This is a genomic window from Azospirillum agricola (genome assembly GCF_020005195.1).
Classification (GTDB): domain Bacteria; phylum Pseudomonadota; class Alphaproteobacteria; order Azospirillales; family Azospirillaceae; genus Azospirillum; species Azospirillum agricola.
The window spans coordinates 224699-250929 of the sequence record NZ_JAIFZR010000007.1 but is presented as its reverse complement, the minus strand read 5'-3'; the positions used below and the strand labels follow the sequence as shown (position 1 = coordinate 250929).

The following is a 26231-nucleotide window of genomic DNA, read 5'->3' as shown; positions in this document are numbered from 1 at the left end:
GAACCGGCTGGGCCGGGGATCGATCAAACCCACGGGGACCAAGCGCCATTGAGCGCGTTGAGATGATTTGGGCGTCGATCCGCGGAATTCATCAAGGCCAGCAGCCACCCGCTGCGACAACAGGCCGGACACATGGATGCATCCTATCGGCTGTCACTGCGGATTTCACTCTTGCACCGGAGGGGCCGTCCACACATGGGGACATCGACAATCGATCGTCCTCCCCCATCCCAGGGCCACCCTCACACCCGCAGCGCGGCCTTGCGGGCGTCCTTCATCAGGGCGGCGCCGCGCTCGGCGATCATCACGGTGGGCGTGTTGGTGTTGCCCGAGGTCAGCGTCGGCATGATCGAGGCGTCGATCACCCGCAGGCCCCCCAGCCCCTTCAGCCGCAGTTCCGGATCGAGCACCGCCTCGGGGTCGTCGGCACGGCCCATGCGGCAGGTGCCGACCGGGTGGAAGATCGTCGTGCCGATGTCGCCGGCCGCCCGCGCCAGCTCCTCCTCGCTCTGGAAGGAGGGGCCGGGCAGATACTCCTGCGGGTGGAAGGGGGCGAGCGCCGGCTGGGACACGATGCGGCGGGTCAGCCGCAGCGCCTTGGCCGCCCGCGCCCGGTCGGCCGGGTCGCTCAGGTAGCGGGGCGCTATGGCCGGCGCCACCGCCGGGTCGGCCGAAACGACGCGCACCGAGCCGCGCGAGGCCGGGCGCAGGTCGCAGACGCTGGCGGTGAAGGCCGGGAAGGCGTGCAGTGGATCGCCGAACTTCTCCAGCGACAGCGGTTGCACATGGTATTCCAGATCGGGGGTCGCCGCCTCCGGCCCGGAATGGGCGAAGACGCCGAGCTGGCTCGGCGCCATGGCCAGCGGCCCGCGGCGGAACAGTGCGTATTCCAGCCCCATCATCGCCTTGCCGAACAGGCTGCCGGCCCGCTTGTTCAGCGTCACCACCCCATCGACCTTGTAGATCATGCGCAGTTGCAGATGGTCCTGCAAATTGCCGCCGACGCCGGGCGCGTCGAGCACCACCGGGATGCCCAGGCTGCGCAGATGCGCGGCCGGGCCGATGCCGGAGCGCTGGAGGATGGCCGGCGAACCGATGGCGCCGGAGGCCAGCACCGTCTCGATCCGCGCCGAGGCGCGGGCCGGCTGGCCCTTCACCGAGAACAGCACGCCGGTGACGCGGCCATCGGCGACCTCCAGCCGGTCGATCGACGCCTCGATGGCGAGCTTCAGATTCGGCCGGTCGAGCGCCGGGCGCAGGAAGGCCTTGGCGGCGCTCCAGCGGATGCCGTTCCTCTGGTTCACCTCGAAGGCGCCGACCCCGGCGTTGTTGCCGCGGTTGAAGTCGTCGGTCGCCGGGATGCCGGCCTGCTGGGCGGCCTCGGCGAAGTGGTCGAGCAGGTCCCAGCGCAGCCGCTGCCGCTCGACCCGCCATTCGCCGCCGGCGCCGTGCAGGTCGTCAGCGCCGCGCCAGTAATCCTCGCTGGCCTTGAAGACCGGCAGCACGCGGTCCCAGCTCCAGCGCGGATCGCCGGTCATCGCGGCCCACTCGTCGTAATCGCGCGCCTGGCCGCGCATGGCGATCATGCCATTGATCGAGGAACAGCCGCCCAGCACCTTGCCGCGCGCGTAATGGATGCTGCGGCCGTTCAGGCCCGGCTCCGATTCGGTCTTGAAGCACCAGTCGGTGCGAGGGTTGCCGATGCAGAACAGATAGCCGGCGGGGATGTGCAGCCAGACCCAGTTGTCCTTGCCGCCGGCCTCCAGCAGCAGGACGGTGACGTCGGGATCGGCCGACAGCCGGTTGGCCAGCACACAGCCCGCCGTGCCGCCCCCGGCGATCACGTAGTCGAAGCTTCCGAAATCGAGCCTGTCCGCCATCGCCTGAACGTCTCCCACCGGTTCGTTTTTGTGGGAGCATTAAATTGCCGGACAGGCCAGCAATTCAATGATTTATCGCAAGCGACCGGAAGATGGGGCCGGGCCGTCCGTCGCCGACCGCAACGCCGTCGACCGCCACCAGGGGACGCAGGCCGAGGCTGTTGGTCAGGAACGCCTCGTCGGCCCCGGCCAGATCGGCCAGGGTCAGAGGATGCTCCTCCACCGGCAATCCGGCGGCGTGGTCCTCCAGGACCAGGGCACGGGCGATGCCGGGCAAGGCGCCCTCCGCCACCGGCGGGGTCAATAGGCGGTCGCCACGGCGCAGGAACAGGTTGGCCGCGCTCGCCTCTGCCAGCCGGCCGGCCGTGTTGAGCAGCAGCGCGTCGTCGGCGCCGCGCCGCGCCGCCTCCTGCCGGGCCAGGATGGCGTCGAGATAGTTCAAGGTCTTCAGGCGCGACAACGGGGAGTGCTCGTTGCGGCGGGTGACGGTGGCGACGACCGCCCGCACCGGCCCGTCGGGCGGCAGGCCGCCCCGGGTGATCAGAAGGCTTGGGCTGGGGGCCGCCGGCGGCAGCACGCCGCGCGCGGCGACCCCGCGCGTCACCGTCAGCCGCAGCGAGCCCTCGCGCGGACCGGTCGTGGCGGCCAGCAGCCGTTCCATCGCCGCCGCGAGTTCGGCGTCGCTCCAGGGCAGCGGCAGGTCGAGCAGCGCCGCCCCCGCGCGCAGCCGGGCGAGATGACGGCCGAGGTGGCGGGGGGTGTCGTCGGACACCCGCAGCGTCTCGAACAGCCCGTCGCCGAGCGTGAAGCCGCGGTCGGCCGGATCGACGCGCGCCGCGGATTCCTCCAGCAGCGCGCCGTTCAGCCACAGGATTGCCGACGTCATGGGCGGTCCTCTTCCGGTCGTTTCGCAGGGAATCATACAGTGCCTTACGATAGCGTCCGTCAAGGTGGTGGAAATTCGGTGGGTGAACCGCGCCGGTTTTCCCGGAGGCTGATTTGGTTGAGTCACGCCGCCATGGCGCCATCCTCGGCTTGGGCATAGCAGCGTGCCTCGGCCTCGGCGGCGGGATGTTTCCGATGGGTTCGAGCAGGTGCCGCTGGTTGAACCAGTCCACCCATTACAAGGTGGCGAACTCGACGGCTTCCGGGGTGCGCCATGGTCCGCGGCGCCGGATCACCTCGGTCTTGCAGAGACCGTTGATCGTCTGCGCCTCGCCGGACTGCCCGGCGGGGAAAAAACGAGCGATGCGGGCCGCCTCCGCAGCCGACCCTCCCCGCAGTCCGTCAGGCCATTCTCGCGCAAATCCAAGCCACCGCACCCGTTCGATGTTCGTGCTGTCGGTCTTGGCTGATCCCGCACAGGCGCGAGTAGAATTGCCAAAGTAGTGAAGAGGTATCGGGAAACTCCTCCGGCAAAGGAGTTTCCGTTCCATGAGAACAGGATACCGCAAACTGCGGATGCGCACGAGAAAACCAGGCACCCAACGATTGTGCGCGTCCGTGCCGGCGGCCGGCCGGAGGTTCGGGGCCGGTGGCCGGCAAACCGGGTCGGCGCATGCTGAAAAGGTCTCCTGCTCAGTGCCGAGCGCTTTCGCAGGAAGAACCTTCGCCTCACACCTCGATCAGGGCGTAGGGGCGGCCGGTGTCCTTCGGGATGGTCTGCGCCACGTTGTAGACCGGCGTGCCGCGCAGCGTGTGGCCGCTGTAGGTGCCGTGATGGGCATGGCCGTGCACCACCGCGCGGACCGTCTCGAAGCGATCGATCGTCTCGGCCAGCCGCGAGGAGCCGAGGAAGGGGAAGATCTCGCTCGGCTCGCCCTCCACCGTCGCGGCGATCGGGGCGTAGTGCAGCACGACGACGATGCGCTCGGTCTCCAACTGGCGCAGCGCGCTTTCCAGCCGCATCGCCTCGTTCACCGATTCATGGACGAACTGCTTGATCGCCGGCTCGCCGAAGCTGTCGAGCATGCGGTTGCCGAAGCCGCCGCCGAAGCCCTTCACCCCGGCGAAGCCGACGCCGTGGATCTCCTGCGGCGCCCCGTCGAGGAAGCGGACGCCGGCCTGCTCCAGGATGCGCTGGCTCTCCTCCGACTGGCCGCACTCGTGGTCGTGGTTGCCCAGCACGGCGACCACCGGGATGCCGATGGCGCGCAGATCCTCGGCCAGGATCTCGGCCTCGCGCGGCTTGCCGTGGTTGGTCAGGTCGCCGGCAAGCGCCAGCACGTCGGCCCGCCCGGCGATCTCGTGGAACAGCTCGCGGTAGGGGTGGGCGGTGGTCTCGCCGACATGGATGTCGCCGATGGCGGCGACGGTCAGCCTTTCCTTATGCATGGCCCGGCTCCTCCCCGACGACGTCGGCAAACCCCCATTCGGTCACGTCGATCCGGTAATCCTCGCGCGAGAACAGGCGGCCCCGGCAGATGCGGGTCTGCGCCACCGGCAGCTTGGCACGCTCCCTCATGCGGTCGACCAACTCGTCGATCAGCCAGTCGGGAATGCGGTCGCGCTCCGTCGGGTAGATGAAGCGGAAGTTCAGGGCGTGGATCAACAGGACCTCCCAATGCTGTTCCATGTGGGCGAGCAGGCGTTTCCAGTCGATCTGGTCGTGCTGCTTCAGGATCAGGTGGACGACGTCGGGGCCGTCGTACTTGTGGCGCATCTGCACGAAGGACTTGGAGAAGATCATCTCGGTCGGCGCCACCAGCTGCACGTCGGCGCCGCAGATCAGCGCGCGGTGCTCCTCCTTGAACCAGCGGTCGGTGACCGGGTTGATCGCGGCGGCGGAGTTGAAGATCACGTCGAAGAACAGGTCGCCGTGCTTGACCTTGCCGATCCAGCGCTCGTCCTCGATCTCGGTGGCGAATCCGTGGTCCTGGAAATGGCCGAGGATGCGCGGGAAGTCGCCGCCCCGGCAGAAGACGTCGATGTCCTTGGTCGGCCGGGTGATGCCGGTGTAGGCGCTGACCGCGTAGGTGCCGCCGAGCAGGAAGGGGATGCCCGACTCGACCAGAAGCCGCATGCTCTCTGTGTAGAAGGCCTCGGCCTCCGGGCTGACGGTGGCGCTTCCCACGCGGGGGTCGGTCATGGCGGTCTCCCTTGTTTCGTCCCCTTGCACAACAGGCGAAACGGCAAAAAGCCTCCCCGCAAGACGGTGGTACTATCCCGGAACGGAGAGACGGAAAGGGTGGGTTGCCGCGCGCGGCAAATCTGATCATCCTTTGTTCCCGGATTCGGTCCGGGCCGGCCGGCCGGAAGCCGGCGTGCGGGGGAGGGGATGATCGTGAACGGATGGGTGACGCGACGGGCCGTCGCTGTGCTGACGCTGGGCCTGATGCTGGGGATGGGAGTCACGACGGGACCGGCGCGGGCCGCCGACCCGGTGCGCGTCGGCTCCAAGCTCGACGCGGAGAGCGGGCTGCTCGGCACCATGATCCTCCAGGTGCTGGAGGCCAACGGGGTGGCGACCGTCAACAAGGTCCAGCTCGGCCCGACCAAGATCGTGCGCGGCGCCCTGCTCGCCGGGGAGATCGACCTCTACCCGGAATACACCGGAAACGGCGCCTTCTTCTTCAACATCGATGGCGATCCGGTGTGGAAGAACGCCGGCGCCGGCTACGAGAAGGTGAGGCAGCTCGACCAGGAGAAGAACGGAATCGTCTGGCTGAAGCCGGCGCCGGCCAACAACACCTGGGCCATCGCCGTGCGGCGCGACGTGGCGACCGCCAACAAGCTCGCCACCATGGAGGATTTCGCCAAATGGGTGGCGGGCGGCGCGGCGAAGATCGCCGCCTCGGCCGAGTTCGTCGAAAGCCCGGCGGCGCTGCCGTCCTTCCAGGGCACCTACGGCTTCGCGATGAAGCCGGAGCAGATCCTGGTGCTGGCCGGCGGCGACACCGCCGCCACCATCCGCGCGGCGGCGGAGGGGACGTCGGGCGTCAACAGCGCGATGGTCTACGGCACCGACGGGGCCATCGCGGCGCTCGATCTGGTGGTGATGCGCGACACCAAGGGCGCGCAGATGGTCTATGAGCCGGCTCCGACCGTGCGGGCCGCCGTGCTGGAGAAGAACCCGGGGATTCGCGAGGCGCTGGAGCCGGTCTTCGCCTCGCTGGACGCCGAGACGCTGCGCGGCCTGAACGCGAAGATTGCGGTGGAGGGCCAGGACCAGAAGCAGGTCGCCGCCGCCTACCTGAAGGCGAAGGGCTTTTTGAAGTGAGCGGGTGGGGTGGGGCATGCTGTCCCTCTCCCGTCCCGGGAGAGGGAAGGGGCCCGCGAAGCGGGAAGGGTGAGGGGCTATCGGTGGCGGGACGCGATCCATGTTCCGATAGCCCCTCACCCTCCCCATGCTGACGCATGGGTCCCCTCCCTCTCCCGGGGCGGGAGAGGGACATGTCCGCAACCGGGTGGCGCTGCTGCTGGCCTTGGTCGCCGTCGCCGCCGCGCTCGCGCTTCCCTTTCTCGGCTTCGCGCCGAACCGGCTGCTGTCGGGGAAGCCCGTGCCGCTGTGGGACGCGCTGGACGCGGCGTCCGCCTCCGGCTGGGCGGTCTTGGCGCCCGCTGCGTTGCTGCTCGCCGCTCCCTTCCTGCCGCCGTCGCGTCCGCTCCTGTCGGCTTCGGCGGCGGCCGGCGGGCTGTTCGCCGCCGGGCTGGTGTGGCTTGCCGGCAGCCACGCCGCGACGCTCGCGGCGACGGCCTCCCCCGCCGCGCGGACCTCCTTCGGGGCGGGGTTCTGGGTGCTGGCGGCGGTGGGGCTGCTCGCCATGGCCGACGCGCTGCGGCGGCTCCGCCTGGGCGCCTGGAGCGGGGCGTGGGCGCGCTTCGCCGCCGGCGGGGCGGTTGCCGGGCTGGTGGCGCTGGAGCTGGCGGCCGGGCGGCTCGACCAGCTCTCGATCCTCAAGGAATACGCCAACCGCAGCGACGTCTTCGCCGACGCGGTGCTGCGGCACGGTGCGCTGGTGCTGGCGGCGCTGCTGCCGACCCTGCTGATCGGCGTGCCGCTGGGGATCCTGGCGCAGCGCTCGCCGCGCGTCGGGCGGTTGGTGTTTCCGGTGCTGAACCTCGTGCAGACCATCCCGTCGATCGCCCTGTTCGGGCTGCTGATGGCGCCGCTCGCCGCCCTCGCCACGCTCCTGCCGGGGCTGGGGATCAGCGGGATCGGGCCGGTGCCGGCGGTGATCGCGCTGACCGTCTATTCGCTGCTGCCGATCACCCGCAACATGGCGGTCGGGCTGGAGGGCGTGTCCGACGACGTGCGGCAGGCGGCGCGAGGCATGGGAATGACGCCGCGCCAGATCTTCCTGCGCGTCGAGCTTCCGCTGGCCCTGCCGGTGTTCCTGACCGGGCTTCGGGTGACGCTGGTGCAGGCGGTCGGGCTGGCGGCGGTGGCGGCGCTGGTCGGCGCCGGCGGGCTGGGGGCGATCATGTTCCAGGGGCTGTTCGCCAACGCGCTCGATCTGGTGCTGCTGGGGGCCGTGCCGGTCATCCTGCTCGCCGTCGCCGCCGACGCGCTGCTGACGCTCGCCGTCGCCCTGACCGCCGGGAACCGGGACTGGGCCATGACCAGGGGAGCCCCCGCATGATCGCGCTGGAGCGGGTGACCAAGCGCTTCGGGTCCTGGACCGCCGTCGACGCGGTCTCGCTGACGGTGGAGGAGGGTGAGTTCCTCGTCCTCGTCGGTCCGTCCGGGTCGGGGAAATCGACGCTGCTGCGGATGATGAACCGGCTGATCGCGCCGGATTCGGGGACCATCCGCGTCGAGGGCGCCGACATCGCCGGGCTGCCGCCCGAGGCGCTGCGGCGGCGCATGGGCTACGTCATCCAGTCGGTCGGGCTGTTCCCGCATTGGACGGTGGAGCGCAACATCGCCACGGTGCCGGATCTGCTCGGCTGGCCGAAGGCGCGGGTGCGCGACCGGGTGACGGAGCTGTTGGAACTGCTGAAGCTCGACCCCCGGCGCTTCCGCGCCGCCTACCCGCACCAGCTCTCCGGCGGGCAGCAGCAGCGGGTCGGCGTCGCCCGCGCGCTGGCCGCCGAGCCGCGCGTCCTGCTGATGGACGAGCCCTTCAGCGCGCTCGACCCGATCACGCGCGGCGCCTTGCAGGGCGAGATGGCGGCGATTCACCGGGGGACCGGGACCACCATCGTGTTCGTCACCCACGACATGGACGAGGCGCTGGCGCTGGCCGACCGCGTCGCGGTGATGGACCATGGCCGGCTGGTCCAGTGCGCGCCGCCGCTCGCCATCCTGACCGACCCGGCGAGCGGGATGGTGCGCGATCTGGTCGGGCGCGAGGAGTGGGGGCTGAAGCGGCTGGCGGTGGAGACCGTCGCCCAGCGCGCCCGGCCGGAGCCCGCCGTCCCCGGCGTCCCGGTGTCCGGCGCCACGCCGCTGCACCGCGCCCTGTCGGAAATGGTGGCGCGCGGCGCCGACCGCCTGCCGGTGGTCGATGGCGAGGGGCGCCCCGCCGGGGTTCTGCACCTCGCCGACCTCGTGCGCGATCCTTCGGCGCCCCCCGTATCGCCCCCGGTGTCGCCGTGACGACCGGCGCGATGCGTCTCGATCCGCTGACCGGGCGGCTGATGCTGGCCCTGCTGGCGCTGGCCGCGCTGGTGCTGGGCATGCCGGCGCTGAAGCCGCTGTTCGCCGCGCTCTACCCGGCGCTCGACCGGCCGCTCTACGAGGCGGAGACCTTCCTCACCCTGACCCTCGACCATATGGCCTTGGTCGGCGCGTCGAGCCTGATCGCGGTGGCGGCCGGCGGCCTCGCCGGGATCGCCGTCACCCGGCCGTGGGGCGCGGAGTTCCGTGGCCTGCTGGAGGCGGTGGCGACCATGGGCCAGACCTTTCCGCCGGTGGCGGTTCTGGCGCTCGCGGTGCCGTCGATCGGCTTCGGCCCGCTGCCGGCGCTGATCGCGCTGTCGCTCTACGCCCTGCTGCCGGTGGTGCAGAACACCATCGCCGGGCTGGAAGGCGTGCCCGACGCGGTGCGCGAGTCGGCGCGCGGCCTCGGCATGGGGCCGTGGGAAACGCTGTTCCGGGTCGAGCTGCCGCTGGCGGCGCCGGTGATCCTGGCCGGGGTGCGGACGGCGGTGATCGTCAACACCGGCACCGCCGCCATCGCCTCGACGGTGGGGGCGAAGACCCTGGGGCTGCCGATCATCGTCGGGTTGAACGGCTCGAACCAGGCCTACGTCATCCAGGGTGCCCTGATCGTCGGCGCGCTGGCGCTGGTGCTCGACGCCGGTTTCGAGCGGCTGACGGCCTGGAGCGTGCGCTGGCGGACGGAGGGCTAGGAGGGAGCTATCGCCACTCCCCGTCGCGCGTCAGCCCGGCCAGCAGGTCGGTCAGGATGGCGTGGACGGCGCGCGCCGCCGCCGGCATCGGGCGGCCGGTGGCGTGGGCCAGCAGGATCTTGCGGTCGATCCGCGGATCGGCGATCGGCAACCCGGCAAGCCGCTCGGCGACCGGACCGTAGCGCGCCACCCGCTCCGACAGCACGGTGTAGCCGCAGCCCTCGGCGACCAGCGCCTTGATCTGCTCCAGCGCGTCGATCTCCATCGCCACCGTCACGGCGCCGCGTGCCAGCAGCGCCGCGTGCTCGACCTCCTCGCGCACGCCGTGGGGGCGGCCGGGCAGGATCAGCGGCAGGGCCAGCGCCTCGCCGAAGGGGATCGACTCGCGCCCGGCGAACAGCGGGTCCTCGGCCGGTCCGACCAGATGCAGCGATTCCCGCGCCACGAACTCGGCGGTCAGCCCGCCCATGTCCTTGGCTCCGAACACCAGCGCCACGTCGAGCTGTCCCGACAGCACCCACTCCAGCATGTGGCCCGACAGCCCCTCGACCACGCGCAGGCGGATCTGCGGGTGGGTGCGGCGCACCGCCAGCGCCAGCGGCACCGTCAGCACCGGCCCCAGCGAGGTCGGGATGCCCACCGTCGCCGGGCCGGCCGGCACCGCCTCGACCGCGCGGACCTCGTCGCGCAGGCTGTCCATGGATTCGATCAGGGTGACGGCGCGCTGGGCCAGCCGCCGGCCGCTTTCCGTCGGCACCACGCCGCGCGCCGTGCGCAGCACGAGCTGGCAGCCGAAATCCTCCTCCAGCCGCTTCAGGTGCAGGCTCAGCGCCGGCTGCGCCACCCGCAGGACATCGGCCGCGCGCGAGATCGAGCCATGCTCGACGATGCCGAGGAAATAGCGGAGCTGCCGCAGATCCATCGCGCCTGATTCTCCCGCCGATCAAAAAAGCCCTATCGAATCAAACCTAACGATAGCTTGGCATTATGACCTATACCCCTCAATCCGGCCACCCGCCACTCTTCATCCGTATCCCTTCTTCCCCCTCTTGATCGGGACTTTTGCGTTAACCATTTGAGTCCCGAGGCGCCGGATGGCCGCGCATGAGGCGGGCCGGCAAGGGCGCTCCCCGCGCCTGTGGACAGGGCGGGACACTGGAAACGGAGTGCCGAATGGACTTCGGTCAATTCACCGACCGTGCGCGCGGCGTCATCCAGGCCGCGCAGATCGCCGCGCTCGCCGGACGCCACCAGCAGCTTCTGCCCGAGCATCTTCTGAAGGCCCTGATCGACGACGCCAACGGCGTCGCCGCCCGTCTGGTGCGCGACACCGGGGGCGACCCCGACCTGCTGAAGAGCGCCACCGAGGAGCAACTCGCCCACGCCGCCGTGCAGAGCGGCGACGGGCCGCACCCGATCTACATGTCGCCGGCGCTCGCCGCCGTGCTCCAGGGCGCCGTGGAATCGGCGCGTTCCGGCGGCGACCGCTTCGTCAGCGCCGAGCGGCTGCTGGAGAGCCTCGCCCGCCAGAGCGGCCCGATGCGCGCCCTGTTCCGCCGCGCCGGTGTCGATGCGTCGGCCTTGGCCGACGCCGCCGACGCCCAGCGCAAGGACCATCCCGCCGCCGCGGAGACCGAGACGACAGGCGGCGAGGCGCTGGCCCGCTACGCCCGCGACCTGACCGAGGAGGCCCGCCAGGGCCGGCTCGACCCGGTGATCGGCCGCGACGACGAGATCCGCCGCACCATCCAGGTGCTGGCGCGGCGCACCAAGAACAACCCGGTGCTGATCGGCGAGCCCGGCGTCGGCAAGACCGCCGTGGTCGAGGGGCTGGCCCAGCGTCTGGCCTCGGGCGACGTGCCGGAGGGGCTGAAGGACCGCCGGGTGCTGGCGCTCGACCTGACGGCGCTGCTCGCCGGGGCCAAGTTCCGCGGCGAGTTCGAGGAGCGGCTGAAGTCCGTTCTGGCCGAGGTGCAGGAGGCCGCCGGCCGCATCATCCTGTTCATCGACGAGCTGCACACGCTGATCGGCGCCGGCCGCACCGACGGCGCGATGGACGCCGCCAACATGCTGAAGCCGGCCTTGGCCAGAGGCGAGCTGCGCTGCGTCGGCGCCACCACGCCCGACGAGTACCGCCGCTACATCGAGAAGGACGCGGCGTTGGCCCGCCGCTTCCAGCCGGTGACGGTGGACGAGCCGTCGGTCGACGACGCGGTGTCGATCCTGCGCGGCATCAAGGGCAAGTACGAGGTCCACCACGGCGTGCGCATCGCCGACGCGGCGGTGGTCGCGGCGGTGAGCCTGTCGGCGCGCTACATTTCCGACCGCCGGCTGCCCGACAAGGCGATCGATCTCGTCGACGAGGCGGCGAGCCGCCTGCGCATGGCGATCGACAGCAAGCCCGAGGCGCTCGACGCGGTGGACCGCCGCGTCGCCCAGCTCAAGATCGAGCGCGAGGCGCTGAAGGGCGAGCCCGACGCGGCCTCGCGCGAGCGGCTGGGCGTGCTGGAGCGTGAGCTGGCCGAGGCGGAAGGCCGCCAGACCTCCATGGAGGAGGAGTGGCGCGCCTCGCAGTCGCGGCGCACCGAGGGCCGCCGCCTGAAGGAGGAACTGGACCAGGCCCGCACGAAGCTGGAGCGCGCCCGGCGTGACAACGACTGGGCCAAGGCCGGCGAGCTGGCCTACGGCGTCGTGCCGGACCTGGAGAAGCGTCTCGCCGAGGCCGAATCGCGTGCCAGCACCGAGCGCGAGGAGGTGACGGCCAAGGACATCGGCGCCGTCGTCACCCGCTGGACCGGCATCCCGGTCGAGCGGATGCTCGAGGGCGAGCGCCAGCGGCTGAAGGGCATGGAGGACAAGCTCGCCGAGCGCGTCGTCGGGCAGCATGACGCGGTGCGCGCGGTGTCCAAGGCGGTGCGGCGGGCGCGGGCCGGGCTGAAGGACCCGACGCGGCCGACCGGCTCCTTCCTGTTCCTCGGCCCGACCGGCGTCGGCAAGACCGAGCTGGCGAAGGCGCTGGCCAAGTTCCTGTTCGACGACGAGACGGCGATCACCCGGCTCGACATGTCGGAGTACATGGAGAAGCACGCGGTCAGCCGGATGATCGGCTCGCCGCCCGGCTATGTCGGGTACGACGACGGCGGCTCGCTGGCCGACCGCATCCGCCGCCGGCCCTATCAGGTCGTGCTGCTGGACGAGGTTGAGAAGGCGCATCCGGACGTGTTGAACGTGCTGCTCCAGGCGCTCGACGACGGGCGGCTGACCGACGGGCAGGGGCGGACGGCCGACTTCCGCCACGCCATCCTCATCATGACCTCCAACCTCGGGGCGGACGCGCTCAGCGCCTTGGGCGACGACGAGGACGTGCGCGGGGCGACGGTCGAGGTGATGGACGCGGTGCGCAAGGCGTTCCGGCCGGAGTTTCTGAACCGGCTGGACGACGTGCTGATCTTCCGCCGGCTGGGCCGCGACCAGATGGCGCGGATCGTCGACATCCAGCTCGCCCGCGTCAACGAGCGGCTGGCCGAGCGCGGCCTGACGCTGGTGGCCGACGAGGCGGCCAAGCGGCGGCTGGGCGATCTCGGCTGGGATCCCGCCTTCGGCGCCCGTCCGCTGAAGCGGGCGGTGCAGGGGCTCGTCGAGGATCCGATCGCCGAGCGGCTGCTCGACGAGGAGGTCGAGGCGCGGACCACGTTGGCCCTGTCGGTGGTCGACGGCCGTCTGGCGCTGGACGGCGTGCCGGTCGAGGAGGACCGCCCGCACGGCTTCAAGGCGCCGGAACGCCCGCCGCTCGGCTTCGCCCTGCCGGCGGTGGCTCCGGCGGCGGTGCGGCAGGAGGCGTCGGTGCATTGAGGGCGGCGGTGATGCGCTGATCCCTTGATGCGATGAACGGAGTCCGCGAGGATCGAGGGGAGCGCGCCCGGCCGGGCGCGCTCCCCTTGTTTTTTTGGGCGTTTTTTTGGCGCTTCTGGGTGCCGGTGGGAGGAGGGGGATGGACAGGATACCCGTCGCGGCGATGAGCTTCACCACGCCGCGCCTGGAGCTTCGGCCGCTGGCCCTGCCCGACGCCCCGGCGATCCAGCGCCATTTCCCGCATTGGGAGATCGTGCGCTTCCTGAACGACCGTGTTCCCTGGCCCTACCCGGCGGACGGCGCCCTTGTCTTCATCCGCGACGTCGCCCTGCCGGCGATGGAGCGGGAGGAGGCGTTCCACTGGACGCTCCGCCTGCGGGAACGGCCGGAGGAGGTCATCGGCGTGATCAGCCTGATGACCGAGGAGGACAACAACCGCGGCTTCTGGCTCGGCCTGCCCTGGCAGGGACGGGGGCTGATGGAGGAGGCCTGCGGACCGGTGACCGACGTCTGGTTCGACGCGCTGGGGCATGGGGTGCTGCGCGTGCCGAAGGCGGTCGCCAACCGGGGCTCGCGGCGCCTCTCGGAGCGCAGCGGCATGCGCGTCGTCCGTACCGACGTGCGCGCCTATGTTTCGGGTCGGCACGAGAGCGAGCTTTGGGAGATCACGCGCGCTGAATGGCGCGCGCATCGATCCGCCGGGCAAGCCGCCAACCGGGCCGCCAACCGGGCCGCTGGCGGGGGCGCATGAGCGAGGCCATGCCAGCCCCCGTCCCCGCCGTTCAGGCGGCCGGCCGCCAACCGGCCAGCGTTTCCAGCAGCGGGACCAGCACGCGTTGCAGCCGCCCGGCCCGGTCGGGGCGGTAGGCGAAGGCGGGACCGTGCCCGGTGCCGCCCTCGTCCTCCTCGTTCATGTAGCGGTCCTGCGTCAGCTCCATTTGCAGGGCGTGGACGTTCTCCACCGGGCGGCCGTAATGGCGGGTGATGTGGCCGCCGACGAAGCGGCCGTCGGCGACGCAGCTCAAGCCCTCCGCCGCCGAGGCGCGCTCCATGGTGGCGACCGTGCGGGCGATCAGATCCGGGGCGGCGCTGGCGCCGCGCGCGGTGCCGAGGTTGAGGTCGGGCAGCCGCCCCTCGAACAGCCGGGGCACCCGGCTGCGGATCGAATGGGCGTCGTAGAGGATGGCGAAGCCGTGGCGCGCCTTCACCCGCTCCAGCTCCGCCGCGAGCGCGTCGTGGTAGGGGCGCCAATAGGCTTCGACCCGCTCGGCGATCTCCGCCGCGTCCGGCGCCGCGCCGTCGCGGTAGAGCGGGCGGCCGTCGAACAGGGTCTCCGGGCACAGGCCGGTGGTCGCCTGTCCGGGATAGAGGCTCTCGCCCCCCGGCGGCCGGTTGAGGTCGACGACGAAGCGCGAGAAGCGGGCGCTCAGCAGCGTGGCACCCAGCCCGCCGGCGAAACCGTAGAGGCGGGGGATGTGCCAGTCGGTGTCGCACAGGGTGCGCGCCTCGGGCGTCAGCCGCTCGGCCAGCCCCGGCGCCAGCTCCGTGCCGCAATGGGGCATGCTGACCACCAGCGGGCCGTCGCCGCGCGTCAGCTCTAAGACGGGAGAGGGGGCAAGGGCCGTCATCGCGCGGCCTCCAGGTCGAGCGGGATCAGGTCGTCGAGCGCGCCGCCGCGCACCAGCGCGCCGATGGCCGCCAGATCCGGGGCGAAGTAGCGGTCGACCTCGTAGCGCGGCACCACCGCGCGCACGGTGGCGATGGCGTCCTCCAGACGCGGCGAGGTCGTCAGCGGCCGGTGGAACTCAAGCCCCTGGATCGCGGCCAAAAGCTCTATGCCGACGATGTCGGCGACGTTGCCGGAAATCTCGCCGAGCCGCCGCGCCGCGAAGGTCGCCATGCTGACATGGTCCTCCTGGTTGGCGGAGGTCGGCAGGCTGTCGACGCTGGCCGGGTGGGCGTGGGTCTTGTTCTCCGACGCCAGCGCCGCCGCGGTGACGTGGGCGATCATGAAGCCGGAGTTCAGCCCCGGCTCGGCGACCAGGAAGGGCGGCAGGCCGCTGATGGTGGTGTCGATCAGCATGGCGATGCGGCGTTCCGACAGCGCCCCGATCTCCGACGCGGCGATGGCGAGCTGGTCGGCGGCCATCGCCACCGGCTCGGCGTGGAAGTTGCCGCCGGACAGAACCTCGCCCGTATCCACCAGCACCAGCGGGTTGTCGGTGACGCCGTTGGCCTCGATCACCAGCGTGCGCGCCGCCTGCCGCATCTGGTCGAGCACGGCGCCCATCACCTGCGGCTGGCAGCGCAGGGAATAGGGATCCTGCACCCGGTGGCAGTCGGGGCCCTGGTGGGCGGCGTTCAGCGGGCTGCCGGCCAGCGTGTCGCGGAACAGCGCGGCGACCGCGATCTGGCCGGGCTGGCCGCGCAGCGCGCTGATGCGGGCGTCGAAGGGGCGGTGGCTGCCCATCACCGCCTCGACCGACAGGGCGCCCGCCACCAGCGCCGCCTTGAAGCCGCGCTCGATCTCGAACAGCCCGGCGAGCGCCAGCCCGGTCGAAACCTGGGTGCCGTTGATCAGCGCCAAGCCCTCCTTGGCCTTCAGCTCGATCGGCGCGAGGCCGGCGATGCTCAGGCCCTCGGCGGCGGTGACGGTCTTGCCCTCGACGCGGGCGTGGCCGATGCCGAGCAGGATGCCGCAGAGATGCGCCAGCGGCGCCAGATCGCCCGACGCGCCGACGGAGCCCTTGGACGGGATCATCGGCAGCACGTCGGCTTTGTAGAGCGCCAGCAGCGCGTCGACCAGCTCGGGCCGCACGCCCGACGCGCCGACCGCGAGGCTCGCCGCCTTGATGACCAGGATCAGCCGCACCACCGCGTCGGGCAGCGGCTCGCCGACGCCGGTCGCGTGCGACAGGATCAGGTTGCGCTGGAGCTTCTCCAGGTCGGCCGCCGCGATGTGGGTGTGGGCCAGCTTGCCGAAGCCGGTGTTGACGCCATAGACCGCCTCGTCGCCGCCGGCGATGGCGTCGATCAGGTCGCGCGAGCGGATCATGCGCGGGTAGGCCGCCGGGTCGAGCGTCAGGGCCGGGCGGTTCCGGTAGATCGCGCGCAGCGTGTCGAGCGACAGCGCGCCCGGAACCAAAGTGATGGAGGCGGTGTCGCTCATCCCAGAAGTCTCCCTAGGGTGTGTGTGAAGCGTTCGGCGATCGCGTCCTCCCGCGGGTGGCGGCGGTCGCGGACGACGGTCCGTCCGGCGATCACCACGTCGCGCACGAGGTTGGCGTTGCCGGCGAAGATCCAGCTGTCGAGCAGCGCGTCGCCCTTGCGGGCGGCGAGCAGCGGGTGGGCGGTGTCGAGCACGACGATGTCGGCGCGCCGGCCGGGGGCGAGGCGCCCGGCCTCGAAGCCGGTGGCCTGCGCGCCACCGGCCTGGGCGTCCTCGACCAGACGGCGGGCGGTGGAGCGGCGCGGGCCGCCGGCCAGCACGGTGCGCCGCCCGCTGGTCAGCCGCGCGCCGTATTCGAGCCAGCGCAGATCCTCGACCGGGCTGACCGAGATGTGGCTGTCCGATCCGATGCCCCAGCGCCCACCCCGCGCCATGTAGGAGTCGGCGGCGAAGAAGCCGTCGCCGAGGTTGGCCTCGGTCGTCGGGCAGAGGCCGGCGACGGCGCCGCTGGCCGCGACGGCGGCGACCTCGGATTCCGTCATGTGGGTGGCGTGGATCAGGCACCAGCGGCTGTCCGGCGCGTGGCGCTCCAGCAGCCACTCGACCGGGCGGCGGCCAGAGAAGGCGAGGCTGTCCTCGACCTCCTTGCGCTGTTCGGCGATGTGGATGTGGATCGGGCCGGCCGGATTGGCGGCCGTGTGGGCGGCGACGGTCTCGGCGAGCAGCGCCTCGGGGACGGCGCGCAGCGAATGCGGGGCGATGCCGAGCCGCACGTCGTCGGCGTCGCCGTAGGCGGCGCGCAGGCGCTCGGTCAGGCGCTGGAAGCCGTCGCCGTCGTGGATGAAGCGGCGCTGCCCGGCGGTCGGCGCCGCGCCGCCGAAGCCGGACGCGTTGTAGAGCACCGGCAGCAGCGTGATCGGCAGCCCGGCGGCGCGCGCGGCGGCGACGGCGCGGTGGCTCGTCTCGGCCGGGTCGGCGTAGGGACGGCCGTCGCGGTCGTGGTGCAGGTAATGGAACTCGGCGACGGCGGTGAAGCCGGCCTTCAGCGTCTCCACATAGAGCTGGGCGGCGACCGCCTCGAAATCGTCGGGATCCATGCGGTCGAGCGCGCGGTACATCACCTCGCGCCAGCTCCAGAAGCTGTCGGAGCCGTCGCCGGAGGATTCCCCCAGCCCGGCGATGGCGCGCTGGTGGGCGTGGGAGTGCAGGTTGGCGATGCCGGCGACGGCGGCCCCGGCGAAGCGCTCGGCGCCGGGCGGGCAGGGGGCGCCGGTCTCGATCGCGGCGATGCGGCCCCGGCCGTCGAGGCGGACCAGCACGTCCTCGGCCCAGCCCCGCGGCAGCAGCGCCGAGGCAAAAAACAGGTTGCTCATGCAAGCGCCCTCGTTATTATAGACAACACTATACAAGTATAGGCAACCCGCTGCCAAGAGGGTTGACCGGGTTGTTTTCGGCCTCTCCCGCCCCGGGAGAGGGAGGGGACCCGCGGCGCCAGCCGTGGGGAGGGTGAGGGGTGATCGGGCGTGGTGCGCAATCCATGTTCCGATCGCCCCTCACCCTTCCCATGCTCCGCATGGGCCCCTTCCCTCTCCCGGGGCGGGAGAGGGAACCGTTCGAAGGAAACGCCGATGCCGATCATTGCGCCCTGGGACACCCTGTGGATCGACCTGTCGGTCGCCACCATGGCCGACGCCGGGGGCTCCGGCGCCGACGGCTATGGTGCCATTCCCGACGCCGCCATCGGCATCAAGGATGGCCGCATCGCCTTCGTCGGCCCGCGCGCCGACCTGCCAGGCCCCATGGAGTCTTTGGCCGCGGATGTCCGTTCCGGCGGGGGCGGCTGGATGACGCCGGGACTGATCGACTGCCACACCCACCTCGTCCACGGCGGCAACCGGGCGCGCGAGTTCGAGATGCGGCTGAACGGCGCCAGCTACGAGGAGATCGCGCGGGCCGGCGGCGGCATCGTCTCCACCGTTGCGGCGACCCGCGCGGCGGACGAGGATTCGCTGCTGGCCGCCACCCTGCCGCGCCTCGACAGCCTTCTGGCGGAGGGCGTCACCACGGTCGAGGTGAAGTCCGGCTATGGCCTCGACACCGACACCGAGCTGCGCATGCTGCGCGTCGCCCGCCGGCTCGGCGAGGTCCGCCCGGTCGGCGTCCGCACCACCTTCCTCGGCGCCCACGCCCTGCCGCCGGAGTTCAGGAGCGACCCGGACGGCTACATCGGGCAGGTCGTCGGCACGACCCTGCCGGCGGTCGCCGCCGCCGGGCTGGCCGACGCGGTGGACGCCTTCTGCGAGGGCATCGGCTTCTCGGTGGCGCAGACCCGCCGGGTGTTCGAGGCGGCGCGCGCCCACGGCCTGCCGGTGAAGCTGCACGCCGAGCAGCTCAGCAACCTCGGCGGGGCGCGGCTGGTGGCCGAGTATGGCGGGCTGTCGGCCGACCACATCGAGCATCTCGACGAGGCCGGCGTCGCCGCGATGGCGGCGGCCGGCACGGTCGCGGTGCTGCTGCCCGGCGCCTTCTACGCCCTGCGCGAGACGAAGATGCCGCCCATCGAGCTGCTGCGCCGCCACGGCGTCGCGATGGCGCTGTCGACCGACAACAACCCCGGCACCTCGCCGGTCTGCTCGCTGCTGCTGATGCTGTCGATGGGCTGCACCTTCTTCCGGCTGACCCCGGCGGAGGCGCTGGCCGGGGTGACCCGCCACGCCGCCCGGGCGCTGGGCTTGGCCGACCGCGGCGTGATCGCGCCGGGGATGCGGGCCGATCTGGCGCTGTGGGGGATCGACCATCCGGCGGAATTGTCCTACGCCATCGGGTTCAACCCCTGCCGGGCGGTGGTGAACGCGGGCGTGGCCCGCGCCCCGCGCGCCCTGTCCTGAGAGAACGGGTCCGCCGATGAACGCTGTCTCCGTCGCGCAGCCGCGCTACGCCCAGATCAAGGAGACGATCCGCCGCCGCATCCGCTCCGGCGACTGGCCGGAGGGATTCCAGATCCCGTCGGAGCACAGGCTGCTGGAGGAGTTCTCGGTCAGCCGCATGACGGTCCACCGGGCGCTGCGCGACCTGACCGACGAGGGGCTGCTGACCCGCGTGCAGGGGCTTGGCACCTTCGTCGCCGAACGGCCACCCAGCATGGAGGTGGTGGAGCTGCGCAGCATCGCCGACGAGATCGCGGCGCGCGGCAACCGCCACTCGTGCAGCGTGGAGCGTTTGCTCGCGATTTCCGCCGATTCCGGGCTGGCCCGCCGCTTCAACCTGCCGGTCGGGGCGACCCTGTTCCATTCCGTGGTGGTCCATCGCGAGAGCGACGTGCCGGTGCAGCTGGAGGAGCGCTGGGTCAACCCGGCGGTGGCGCCGGCCTATCTGGAGCAGGATTTCTCCCGCCAGACCCCCGGCGACTACCTGATCCGGCTGGAAGCCTCGCCGCAGGTCGAGCACGTCATCGAGGCGGTGGCGCCGAGCGCGGAGATCGCGGCGCTGCTGGAGATCCCGCCGGCCGAGCCCTGCCTGCGCGTCACCCGCCGCACCTGGGTCAACGCCCATGGGGCTCAGAATTGCGTGGTGACGGTGGCGATGCTGGTCCATCCGGGCAGCCGCTACCGGCTCGGCGCGCGCTTCCAGATGCCGCCGGGCTGAATCCCAACCTTTCACCCTCCCACCAGGAGTCCATCGTCATGCCGTCCGCCATGCCGCCGTCCCGTCTCGACAACCAGCGCGTCATCCGCGCGCCGCAGGGCACCGAGCTGAGCTGCAAGAGCTGGCTCGCCGAGGCGCCGCTGCGCATGCTGATGAACAACCTCGACCCCGACGTCGCCGAGCGGCCGCAGGAGCTGGTCGTCTATGGCGGCATCGGCCGCGCCGCGCGCGACTGGGACAGCTACGACCGCATCGTCGCGGCGTTGCGCGAGCTGAACGACGACGAGACGCTGCTGGTGCAGTCCGGCAAGCCGGTCGGCGTCTTCCGCACCCACGCCGACGCGCCGCGCGTGCTGATCGCCAACTCCAACCTCGTGCCGCGCTGGGCCAACTGGGAGCATTTCCACGAGCTGGACCGCAAGGGGCTGGCGATGTACGGCCAGATGACCGCCGGCTCCTGGATCTACATCGGCAGCCAGGGCATCGTGCAGGGCACCTACGAAACCTTCGTCGAGGCCGGGCGCCAGCATTACGACGGTGACCTGAAGGGCAAATGGATTTTGACCGGCGGGCTCGGCGGAATGGGCGGCGCGCAGCCGCTGGCCGCGACGATGGCCGGGGCCAGCATGCTGGCGGTCGAATGCCGGCCGAGCAGCATCGAGATGCGCCTGCGCACCGGCTATCTCGACCGCCACACCGTCGACCTCGACGAGGCTCTGGGCTGGATCAACGAGGCCTGCGCCAAGGGCGAGGCGCTGTCGGTCGGCCTGCTCGGCAACGCCGCCGACGTCTTCCCCGAGCTGGCGCGCCGCGCCGCCAGCGACCTCACCGCCCGTCCGCACATCGTCACCGACCAGACCTCCGCCCATGATCCGGTCAACGGCTACCTGCCGCAGGGCTGGACGCTGGCCGAGTGGGACGCGGCGCGCGAGAGCCAGCCGGCCGCCGTTGCCGCCGCCGCCCGCAAGTCGATGCGCGTGCAGGTCGAGGCGATGCTGGCCTTCCACGGCATGGGCGTGCCGACCGTCGATTACGGCAACAACATCCGCCAGATGGCCAAGGAGGAGGGGCTGGAGAACGCCTTCGATTTCCCCGGCTTCGTCCCCGCCTACATCCGGCCGCTGTTCTGCCGTGGCGTCGGGCCCTTCCGCTGGGCCGCCCTGTCGGGCGATCCCGACGACATCCGCAAGACCGACGCCAAGGTGAAGGAGCTGATTCCCGACGACGCGCACCTGCACAACTGGCTCGACATGGCGGCCAAGCGCATCCAGTTCCAGGGCCTGCCGGCGCGCATCTGCTGGGTCGGCCTGGGGCAGCGCCACCGGCTGGGCCTCGCCTTCAACGAGATGGTGCGGTCGGGCGAGCTGAAGGCGCCGATCGTCATCGGCCGCGACCATCTCGACAGCGGTTCGGTCGCCAGCCCGAACCGCGAGACCGAGGCGATGCGGGACGGCTCCGACGCGGTGTCGGACTGGCCGCTGCTGAACGCGCTGCTCAACACGGCGAGCGGGGCGACCTGGGTCAGCCTGCACCATGGCGGCGGCGTCGGAATGGGCTTCTCGCAGCATTCCGGCATGGTCATCGTCTGCGACGGCAGCGACGACGCGGCCCGGCGAATCGGCCGCGTGCTGTGGAACGATCCGGCGACCGGCGTCATGCGCCACGCCGACGCCGGCTACGACATCGCCATCGACTGCGCGCGCGAGCAGGGCTTGAACCTGCCCTTCCTGAAGTAACGGCGCGCACGCGCGTTCTTCCGGTTGCGAAGGCCGCCCATCCGCCGTTGGGGGAATGGGCGGCCTTTTCATTCGAGAGGTGGCTCCGGCATCGTTGGTGTACCTATGGATTGATGGTGCTCGAATTTATACCCGTGATGCGATACTCGGTTTTAATTTTGCCCTGCTAGACGGGATTCGGTGCAACCGTCCGACGAAGGGCAGAATCATGACCAAGTACAAGTACGGGACCAGCGGCGCCGATACCATCTTCAGCGACTCCCAGTATTACGATCTCGAAGCCACCTATGTGTTTGGCGGGGCGGGCAACGATTCCATCTTCGGAGGAACGGGGACCGATTACCTGTACGGCGAGGATGGAAACGATTACCTGGACGATCATTCCGGCACCGGCGCTTTGTTCGGCGGAAACGGGAACGACACGCTGGTCGCCGGAATCGGGCACACCACGCTGAACGGCGGGGACGGAAATGACCTTTTCGTCTTCACGAACGGCAGCACCGGCTACTTCCATCTTCAGGGCGGCGCCGCGGCCGACACCGACCGGATCGTCGCGCTGACGAGCAACACCCGGATCGGGCTGAAGTCGATCGCCAACATCGACAGCATCGAAGGCGGCGGCTACGGCAACGTCACCATCGAGACCTATTCCGATGGCGGCGTCTTCGATTTCTCCAACGTCACCCTGACCGGCATCGCGGCGATCAACGGCGGCAGCGGTTCCGACACCATCATCGGCTCGGCGGGCGACGACCTGATCTTCGGCGGCTGGGTGGGCGACGACGTCCTTCAGGGCGGGGCCGGCAACGACACCCTGAAGGGGGATGGCGGCACGGTCATAACCGGCGGCATCGGCGCCGACCTGTTCGTGTGCTCCGCCAGCGGGCTGGTCGTCACCGACTTCAACGCGGCGGAGGGCGACCGCATCGGGCTGCCCTCCGGCGCGGCCTGGACCGCCACCGACGTCGCCGGGGGAACCCAGCTCGTCGCCACCTTCGGCACCAGCTCGATGCGGTTCATGACGCTGAACGGCGTCACGGCCGATCAGGTCCAGTCGAGCTGGTTCATCACCGCCACCTGACGCGGCGGCCGGGAATTCGCGGGTTCGCCGCAGAACGTCCTTGGCCCCGGCGGGCGGGTCCGCCACCCTGCACGGATCCGCCCCCATTCCGTCCGGCGCGACGATCATGCCCGCGATCTATCTTGACCATCTCGCTTCCACGCCGCTCGACCCGCAGGTGCTCGACGCCATGCTGCCCTGGTGGGCGCCTGATGCGGCCGGCAACCCACAGGCCGCCCACCCCGCCGGCTGGCGCGCCGCCGACGCCATCGAGGAGGCGCGCGGCCACGTCGCCGCCCTGGTCGGGGCCCGGCCCGGCGCGGTCGTCTTCACCTCCGGCGCCACCGAGGCGAACACGCTGGCCCTGCTCGGCACGCTGGCGCCGGGGGCGGCCTGCCTCGTCTCGGCGGTCGAGCATCCCAGCGTGCTCGGCTGCCTGCCGGAACTGCGGCGGCGCGGGCACCCCACGACCATCGTCCCGGTGGACGCGGACGGGCGTGTCGACCCGAACGCCCTGGAGCGGGCGCTGGCGGTGGCGGCGGCGGCCGGCACCGGCCCGGCCCTGGTCTCCGTCATGGCGGCGAACAACGAGGTCGGCACCATCCAGCCGCTGGCCAGGGTCACCGCCCTCGCGCGGCGCCACGGCGCCCTTGTCCACAGCGACGCGGTGCAGGCGCTGGGCACGCGGGCGCTGGACATGCCGGCGTTGGGGCTCGACCTGCTCAGCCTGTCCGGCCACAAGCTGAACGGCCCGATGGGCATCGGCGCCCTGCTGGTGCGCGACGGTGTGCGGCTGGCCCCGCCCTCGGCGGGTGGCGGCCAGCAGGGGGGGCGGCGGCCGGGCACCTTGCCGACCGCGCTCTGCGTCGGGCTGGGCGCCGCCTGCCGGCTGGCGCGGGCGCGGGCGGAGGAGGACGGGCGCCGCATCGCCGCCCTGCGCGACCGGCTGTGGGCGCGGCTGGAGGCGGAGCTGTCGGGCATCCGGCGCAACGGCGCCGCCAATGGTCTGGCCGGTTGCCTGAACGTCACCGTTTCCGGCATCGACGCCGCAGACCTGCTGCTCGGCCTGCCGGAGCTGGCGCTCGCTACCGGCTCGGCCTGCCGCAGTGGCGACGCGGAGCCGTCGCACGTGCTGCTGGCGATGGGCCGCTCGGCGGAGGACGCCCACGCCAGCCTGCGCTTCGGCCTCGGCCGCACCACCCGCGCGGAGGAGGTTGACGAGGCCGCCGCCCGGCTGGTGGCAGCGGTCAGAACAGCAGGCGGGTGCCCACCGTGACCACCGCCTCCGGTGATCCGCCGGCGGCGGCGATGTCGGTGTCGGCCACCAGCTGCCAGCGCGGGGTGAGCTGGTAGGCGGCGTCGGCCCGGTAGAGGCCGGCCACCGGCTCACCCTCCACCCAGCTGCGCCGCAGGTTCAGCGACAAGGTGACGTTGCCGGCGCCATAGGCCAGCGCGGTGTTCCAGACGCGCGAGGCGGCGCCGTCGGCCGTCACCTGCTGGCGCAGGTCGCTGTCGAGCCGGACGGCCTCCCAGCCGACCTGCGCCCCGGCCATCCAGGACTGGCGGGGCACCCGCCGGGAATCGGCGCGCACCCGCGCGCGGCTGGTGCCGGCGGTCAGGCGGACGGTGGCCTTGCCGATGCGGGTCTTCTTGCGGATGGCGGCCTCCACCATGTGGCGGGCATCGCGCGGGTCGGGCAGCGCCTCGGTGCCGCGCGGCATCGGGGTGTAGCTCGCTCCCACCTCGAAGCCGCGCACCGGCGGCGTGTAGTAGGTCAGCCGGGCGGATTCGTCACCGGGTCCGCTGGCCATGATGGAGCCCAGCGCCGCCAGCCGCCGCCGCGCGCCCTCGGTCTGGCCGAGTTCCAATTGCCCCCAGCCGCCGCCGACCTGCAAGACCGGCTTGGCATCCGGATCCAGGCTGCGGTTGTAAACGACGTCCGCCGACGCCGAAACGGCGGGAAACGAGACGACAAGCGCCAGAAGACGCGCGAGGAAAGGCCGCTTCATCGGCTACACCTTTGGTCGTTTGTCCAGGATCGACTGTGCGTCCGGTCGATGGCTCCCATCTTGTCTTGGCGGGCTCGAGGGATGTTCGGAAAAATTTTCGACAAAATTGTGGCTGGACGCAAAAAAAGGCCGGACGCGGAGGCGTCCGGCCTTTCTCCCGGCGAAGGACGACGGGTGAACGGGTCAATAGCCGACGGTGAAGCGGCGACGGCTGTGGCGCGGGGTTTCCAGCTCGTCCACCAGGGCGATGGCGTAGTCCTCCATCGAGACGTGGCTGTTGCCGGCGCCATCGACGAGCAACTGGTCGGTGCCCAGGCGGAAGCGGCCCGTGCGCTCGCCGGGGGCGAACAGGGCCGACGGCGACAGGAAGGTCCAGTCGAGGCTCTCCGTCCCGCGCAACGTGTTCAGCGCGTCGCGGCCGGCCGAGGCCTCGGCCTTGTAGGCGGCCGGGAACTCCGGCGTGTCGATCAGGGCGACGCCCGGCGCCACCTCCAGGCTGCCGGCGCCGCCGACCATCAGCAGCCGCGGCACGCCGGCCGTGGCGATGGCGTCCAACAGAACCTGCGGGTCGGTCGACTGGAAGCGGGTGCTGCTGATGACGGCGTCGTGGCCGGCCAGCAGCGGCGCCAGCGCGGCGGCGTCGTTGACGTCGCCGCTCTTGACGGTCAGGCCGTCGCGCGGGGCGAGCGAGGCGGTGTTGCGGGCGATGGCGGTGACGCGGTGGCCGCGGGCCAGCAGTTCGGCGAGGATGCGCGAACCGGCGTTGCCGGTGGCGCCGAGCAGGACGACGTTCATGATGAGGCTCCGGATAAGTCGGGTTGGTTCGGATGGAGGGTCAGGCGGACGCGGCTTGGCGAAGCGCCGCGATCAGCCGGTCGGTGTCCCGGTAGAGCCCGTCGCTGGGCAGGGCGGTGGCGCCGTCGGCGGTCCGCAGCACCAGGGTGGGGACGCCGTTGGCGCGGGTCTCGGCCATCAGCGCACGCCCTTCGGCCAGCCGCCGGTCGAGCGTCTCGTCGTCCACGCCGGCCGCCGCCGCCTCGGCGAGCCCAAGGCCGGCCAGGGTTTCGGACAGCACGGCGGGGTCGGTGATGTCGCGCCCGTCGACGAAGCGCGCGTGCTGGATGGCTTCCAGCGCCTCGGCCTCGCGCGTCGGGGCGAGACGGTGGACGGCGGTGAGCGCGCGGGTCGCCGGGGTGGAATCGAAGGGCCGGTCGAACCGCGCCAGTGGGCCGTCGCGGTAGGCGTCGCTGAAGATCTGTCCGGTCAGTTTGGCGATGCGCTGGTCGTTGCTCCAGGCGTAGGCGGCGAAGGCGCGGTCCATCGGCCGGGCGCCGCGTCCGGCGAACAGGCCGGTCGGGTGCAGGGTCAGCGGCGGCAGCCCCGCCGCCGTGGCCAGCGCGCGCAGGCCGGGTGCGGCGCCGTAGCACCAGCCGCACAGCGGATCGTAGAGATAATGAAGGGTGGCGGTCATGGCGGGCGGCGCCTCGGCTGGTTTGCTGGACGGCTTCACTCTGCGCCATCGCCATCGTCAGGCAAAGCCGCCGCGTTTTTGACAAACCGTCAGCTCAAGCCATACAATCGACG

General features: G+C 71.6%; 22 protein-coding genes and 1 pseudogene. 11 read left to right on the top strand and 12 right to left on the bottom strand.

What is annotated here, in order from left to right:
- Window positions 1–242: 242 nt before the first annotated feature.
- From JN22_RS30965 to JN22_RS30945, 5 genes and pseudogenes are all read right to left on the bottom strand, one after another.
- Window positions 243–1880, bottom strand: coding sequence for a GMC family oxidoreductase (locus tag JN22_RS30965; protein WP_085557756.1), 1638 nt, complete (start codon window positions 1878–1880; stop codon window positions 243–245).
- Window positions 1881–1944: 64 nt separating this feature from the next.
- Window positions 1945–2766, bottom strand: coding sequence for an aminotransferase class IV (locus JN22_RS30960; protein WP_085557755.1), 822 nt, complete (start codon window positions 2764–2766; stop codon window positions 1945–1947).
- 122 nt (window positions 2767–2888) lie between these two features.
- Window positions 2889–3094: pseudogene (locus JN22_RS30955) on the bottom strand (IS3 family transposase); the annotation flags it as partial.
- Window positions 3095–3494: 400 nt separating this feature from the next.
- The gene (locus JN22_RS30950) at window positions 3495–4214 is read right to left on the bottom strand and encodes a metallophosphoesterase family protein (protein ID WP_085557754.1); all 720 of its coding nucleotides are present in this window, start codon (window positions 4212–4214) and stop codon (window positions 3495–3497) included.
- Window positions 4207–4968 (bottom strand): nucleotidyltransferase family protein, encoded by a 762-nt coding sequence (locus JN22_RS30945; RefSeq protein ID WP_085557753.1) that lies wholly within the window; start codon window positions 4966–4968, stop codon window positions 4207–4209. Before JN22_RS30945 ends, JN22_RS30950 begins: the two co-directional genes overlap by 8 nt.
- Window positions 4969–5157: 189 nt before the next feature.
- Between JN22_RS30945 and osmF the strand changes: the two genes are divergently transcribed.
- The 4 genes from osmF to JN22_RS30925 all read left to right on the top strand — a co-directional run bounded on the left by osmF (window position 5158) and on the right by JN22_RS30925 (window position 9176).
- Complete coding sequence (gene osmF / locus JN22_RS30940; RefSeq protein ID WP_085557752.1) at window positions 5158–6099, top strand: glycine betaine ABC transporter substrate-binding protein OsmF; 942 nt, start codon at window positions 5158–5160, stop codon at window positions 6097–6099.
- A 187-nt stretch (window positions 6100–6286) separates the two neighbouring features.
- Complete coding sequence (locus JN22_RS30935) at window positions 6287–7462, top strand: ABC transporter permease (protein WP_223677993.1); 1176 nt, start codon at window positions 6287–6289, stop codon at window positions 7460–7462.
- Window positions 7459–8421: an ABC transporter ATP-binding protein gene (locus JN22_RS30930; RefSeq protein WP_085557750.1), complete on the top strand. Its 963-nt coding sequence runs from the start codon at window positions 7459–7461 to the stop codon at window positions 8419–8421. The genes JN22_RS30935 and JN22_RS30930 overlap by 4 nt, the downstream gene beginning before the upstream one ends.
- Before the next feature lie 11 nt (window positions 8422–8432).
- Window positions 8433–9176 carry an ABC transporter permease gene (locus tag JN22_RS30925; protein ID WP_085557749.1) on the top strand — a complete coding sequence of 248 codons (744 nt, stop codon included), beginning with the start codon at window positions 8433–8435 and terminating at the stop codon, window positions 9174–9176.
- A gap of 7 nt (window positions 9177–9183) precedes the next feature.
- On the opposite strand, the gene JN22_RS30920 is transcribed toward JN22_RS30925, so the two are convergent.
- Window positions 9184–10098, bottom strand: coding sequence for a LysR family transcriptional regulator (locus JN22_RS30920; protein ID WP_085557748.1), 915 nt, complete (start codon window positions 10096–10098; stop codon window positions 9184–9186).
- A gap of 251 nt (window positions 10099–10349) precedes the next feature.
- On the opposite strand from JN22_RS30920, the gene clpB reads away from it, so the two are divergent.
- Window positions 10350–13028: an ATP-dependent chaperone ClpB gene (gene clpB, locus JN22_RS30915; RefSeq protein WP_085557747.1), complete on the top strand. Its 2679-nt coding sequence runs from the start codon at window positions 10350–10352 to the stop codon at window positions 13026–13028.
- A gap of 139 nt (window positions 13029–13167) precedes the next feature.
- Window positions 13168–13779, top strand: coding sequence for a GNAT family N-acetyltransferase (locus JN22_RS30910; protein WP_085557746.1), 612 nt, complete (start codon window positions 13168–13170; stop codon window positions 13777–13779).
- Window positions 13780–13810: 31 nt separating this feature from the next.
- Here JN22_RS30910 and hutG read toward each other — a convergent pair whose 3' ends face one another.
- From hutG to JN22_RS30895, 3 genes are read right to left on the bottom strand one after another with little or no spacing between them, the layout of a single operon-like run.
- Window positions 13811–14656, bottom strand: coding sequence for an N-formylglutamate deformylase (hutG, locus tag JN22_RS30905; protein ID WP_085557745.1), 846 nt, complete (start codon window positions 14654–14656; stop codon window positions 13811–13813).
- Complete coding sequence (hutH, locus tag JN22_RS30900; protein ID WP_085557744.1) at window positions 14653–16197, bottom strand: histidine ammonia-lyase; 1545 nt, start codon at window positions 16195–16197, stop codon at window positions 14653–14655. Before hutH ends, hutG begins: the two co-directional genes overlap by 4 nt.
- On the bottom strand, window positions 16194–17570 hold the full coding sequence (locus JN22_RS30895; RefSeq protein WP_085557743.1) for a formimidoylglutamate deiminase: 1377 nt from the start codon (window positions 17568–17570) through the stop codon (window positions 16194–16196). Before JN22_RS30895 ends, hutH begins: the two co-directional genes overlap by 4 nt.
- Before the next feature lie 255 nt (window positions 17571–17825).
- Here JN22_RS30895 and hutI point away from each other — a divergent pair, with 255 nt between their 5' ends.
- The 5 genes from hutI (at window position 17826) to JN22_RS30870 (ending at window position 23914) form a co-directional block, all read left to right on the top strand.
- Window positions 17826–19085, top strand: a complete 1260-nt coding sequence (gene hutI / locus JN22_RS30890; protein ID WP_085557742.1) for an imidazolonepropionase — start codon at window positions 17826–17828, stop codon at window positions 19083–19085.
- A 16-nt stretch (window positions 19086–19101) separates the two neighbouring features.
- Complete coding sequence (gene hutC / locus JN22_RS30885) at window positions 19102–19842, top strand: histidine utilization repressor (RefSeq protein ID WP_085557741.1); 741 nt, start codon at window positions 19102–19104, stop codon at window positions 19840–19842.
- A 50-nt stretch (window positions 19843–19892) separates the two neighbouring features.
- Window positions 19893–21578 (top strand): urocanate hydratase, encoded by a 1686-nt coding sequence (hutU, locus tag JN22_RS30880; RefSeq protein ID WP_085558011.1) that lies wholly within the window; start codon window positions 19893–19895, stop codon window positions 21576–21578.
- Window positions 21579–21786: 208 nt separating this feature from the next.
- Window positions 21787–22659: a calcium-binding protein gene (locus tag JN22_RS30875; protein ID WP_179166319.1), complete on the top strand. Its 873-nt coding sequence runs from the start codon at window positions 21787–21789 to the stop codon at window positions 22657–22659.
- Between the two features lie 106 nt (window positions 22660–22765).
- A complete protein-coding gene (locus JN22_RS30870; RefSeq protein ID WP_085557739.1) occupies window positions 22766–23914 on the top strand; it encodes a cysteine desulfurase family protein in 1149 nt (382 codons plus the stop codon).
- On the opposite strand, the gene JN22_RS30865 is transcribed toward JN22_RS30870, so the two are convergent.
- From JN22_RS30865 to JN22_RS30855, 3 genes are all read right to left on the bottom strand, one after another.
- On the bottom strand, window positions 23886–24647 hold the full coding sequence (locus JN22_RS30865; RefSeq protein WP_223677992.1) for a porin: 762 nt from the start codon (window positions 24645–24647) through the stop codon (window positions 23886–23888). The genes JN22_RS30870 and JN22_RS30865 overlap by 29 nt on opposite strands.
- A gap of 183 nt (window positions 24648–24830) precedes the next feature.
- Complete coding sequence (locus tag JN22_RS30860) at window positions 24831–25442, bottom strand: NAD(P)-dependent oxidoreductase (protein WP_085557738.1); 612 nt, start codon at window positions 25440–25442, stop codon at window positions 24831–24833.
- Between the two features lie 40 nt (window positions 25443–25482).
- On the bottom strand, window positions 25483–26118 hold the full coding sequence (locus JN22_RS30855; RefSeq protein ID WP_085557737.1) for a DsbA family protein: 636 nt from the start codon (window positions 26116–26118) through the stop codon (window positions 25483–25485).
- Between the last annotated feature and the right edge of the window lie 113 nt (window positions 26119–26231).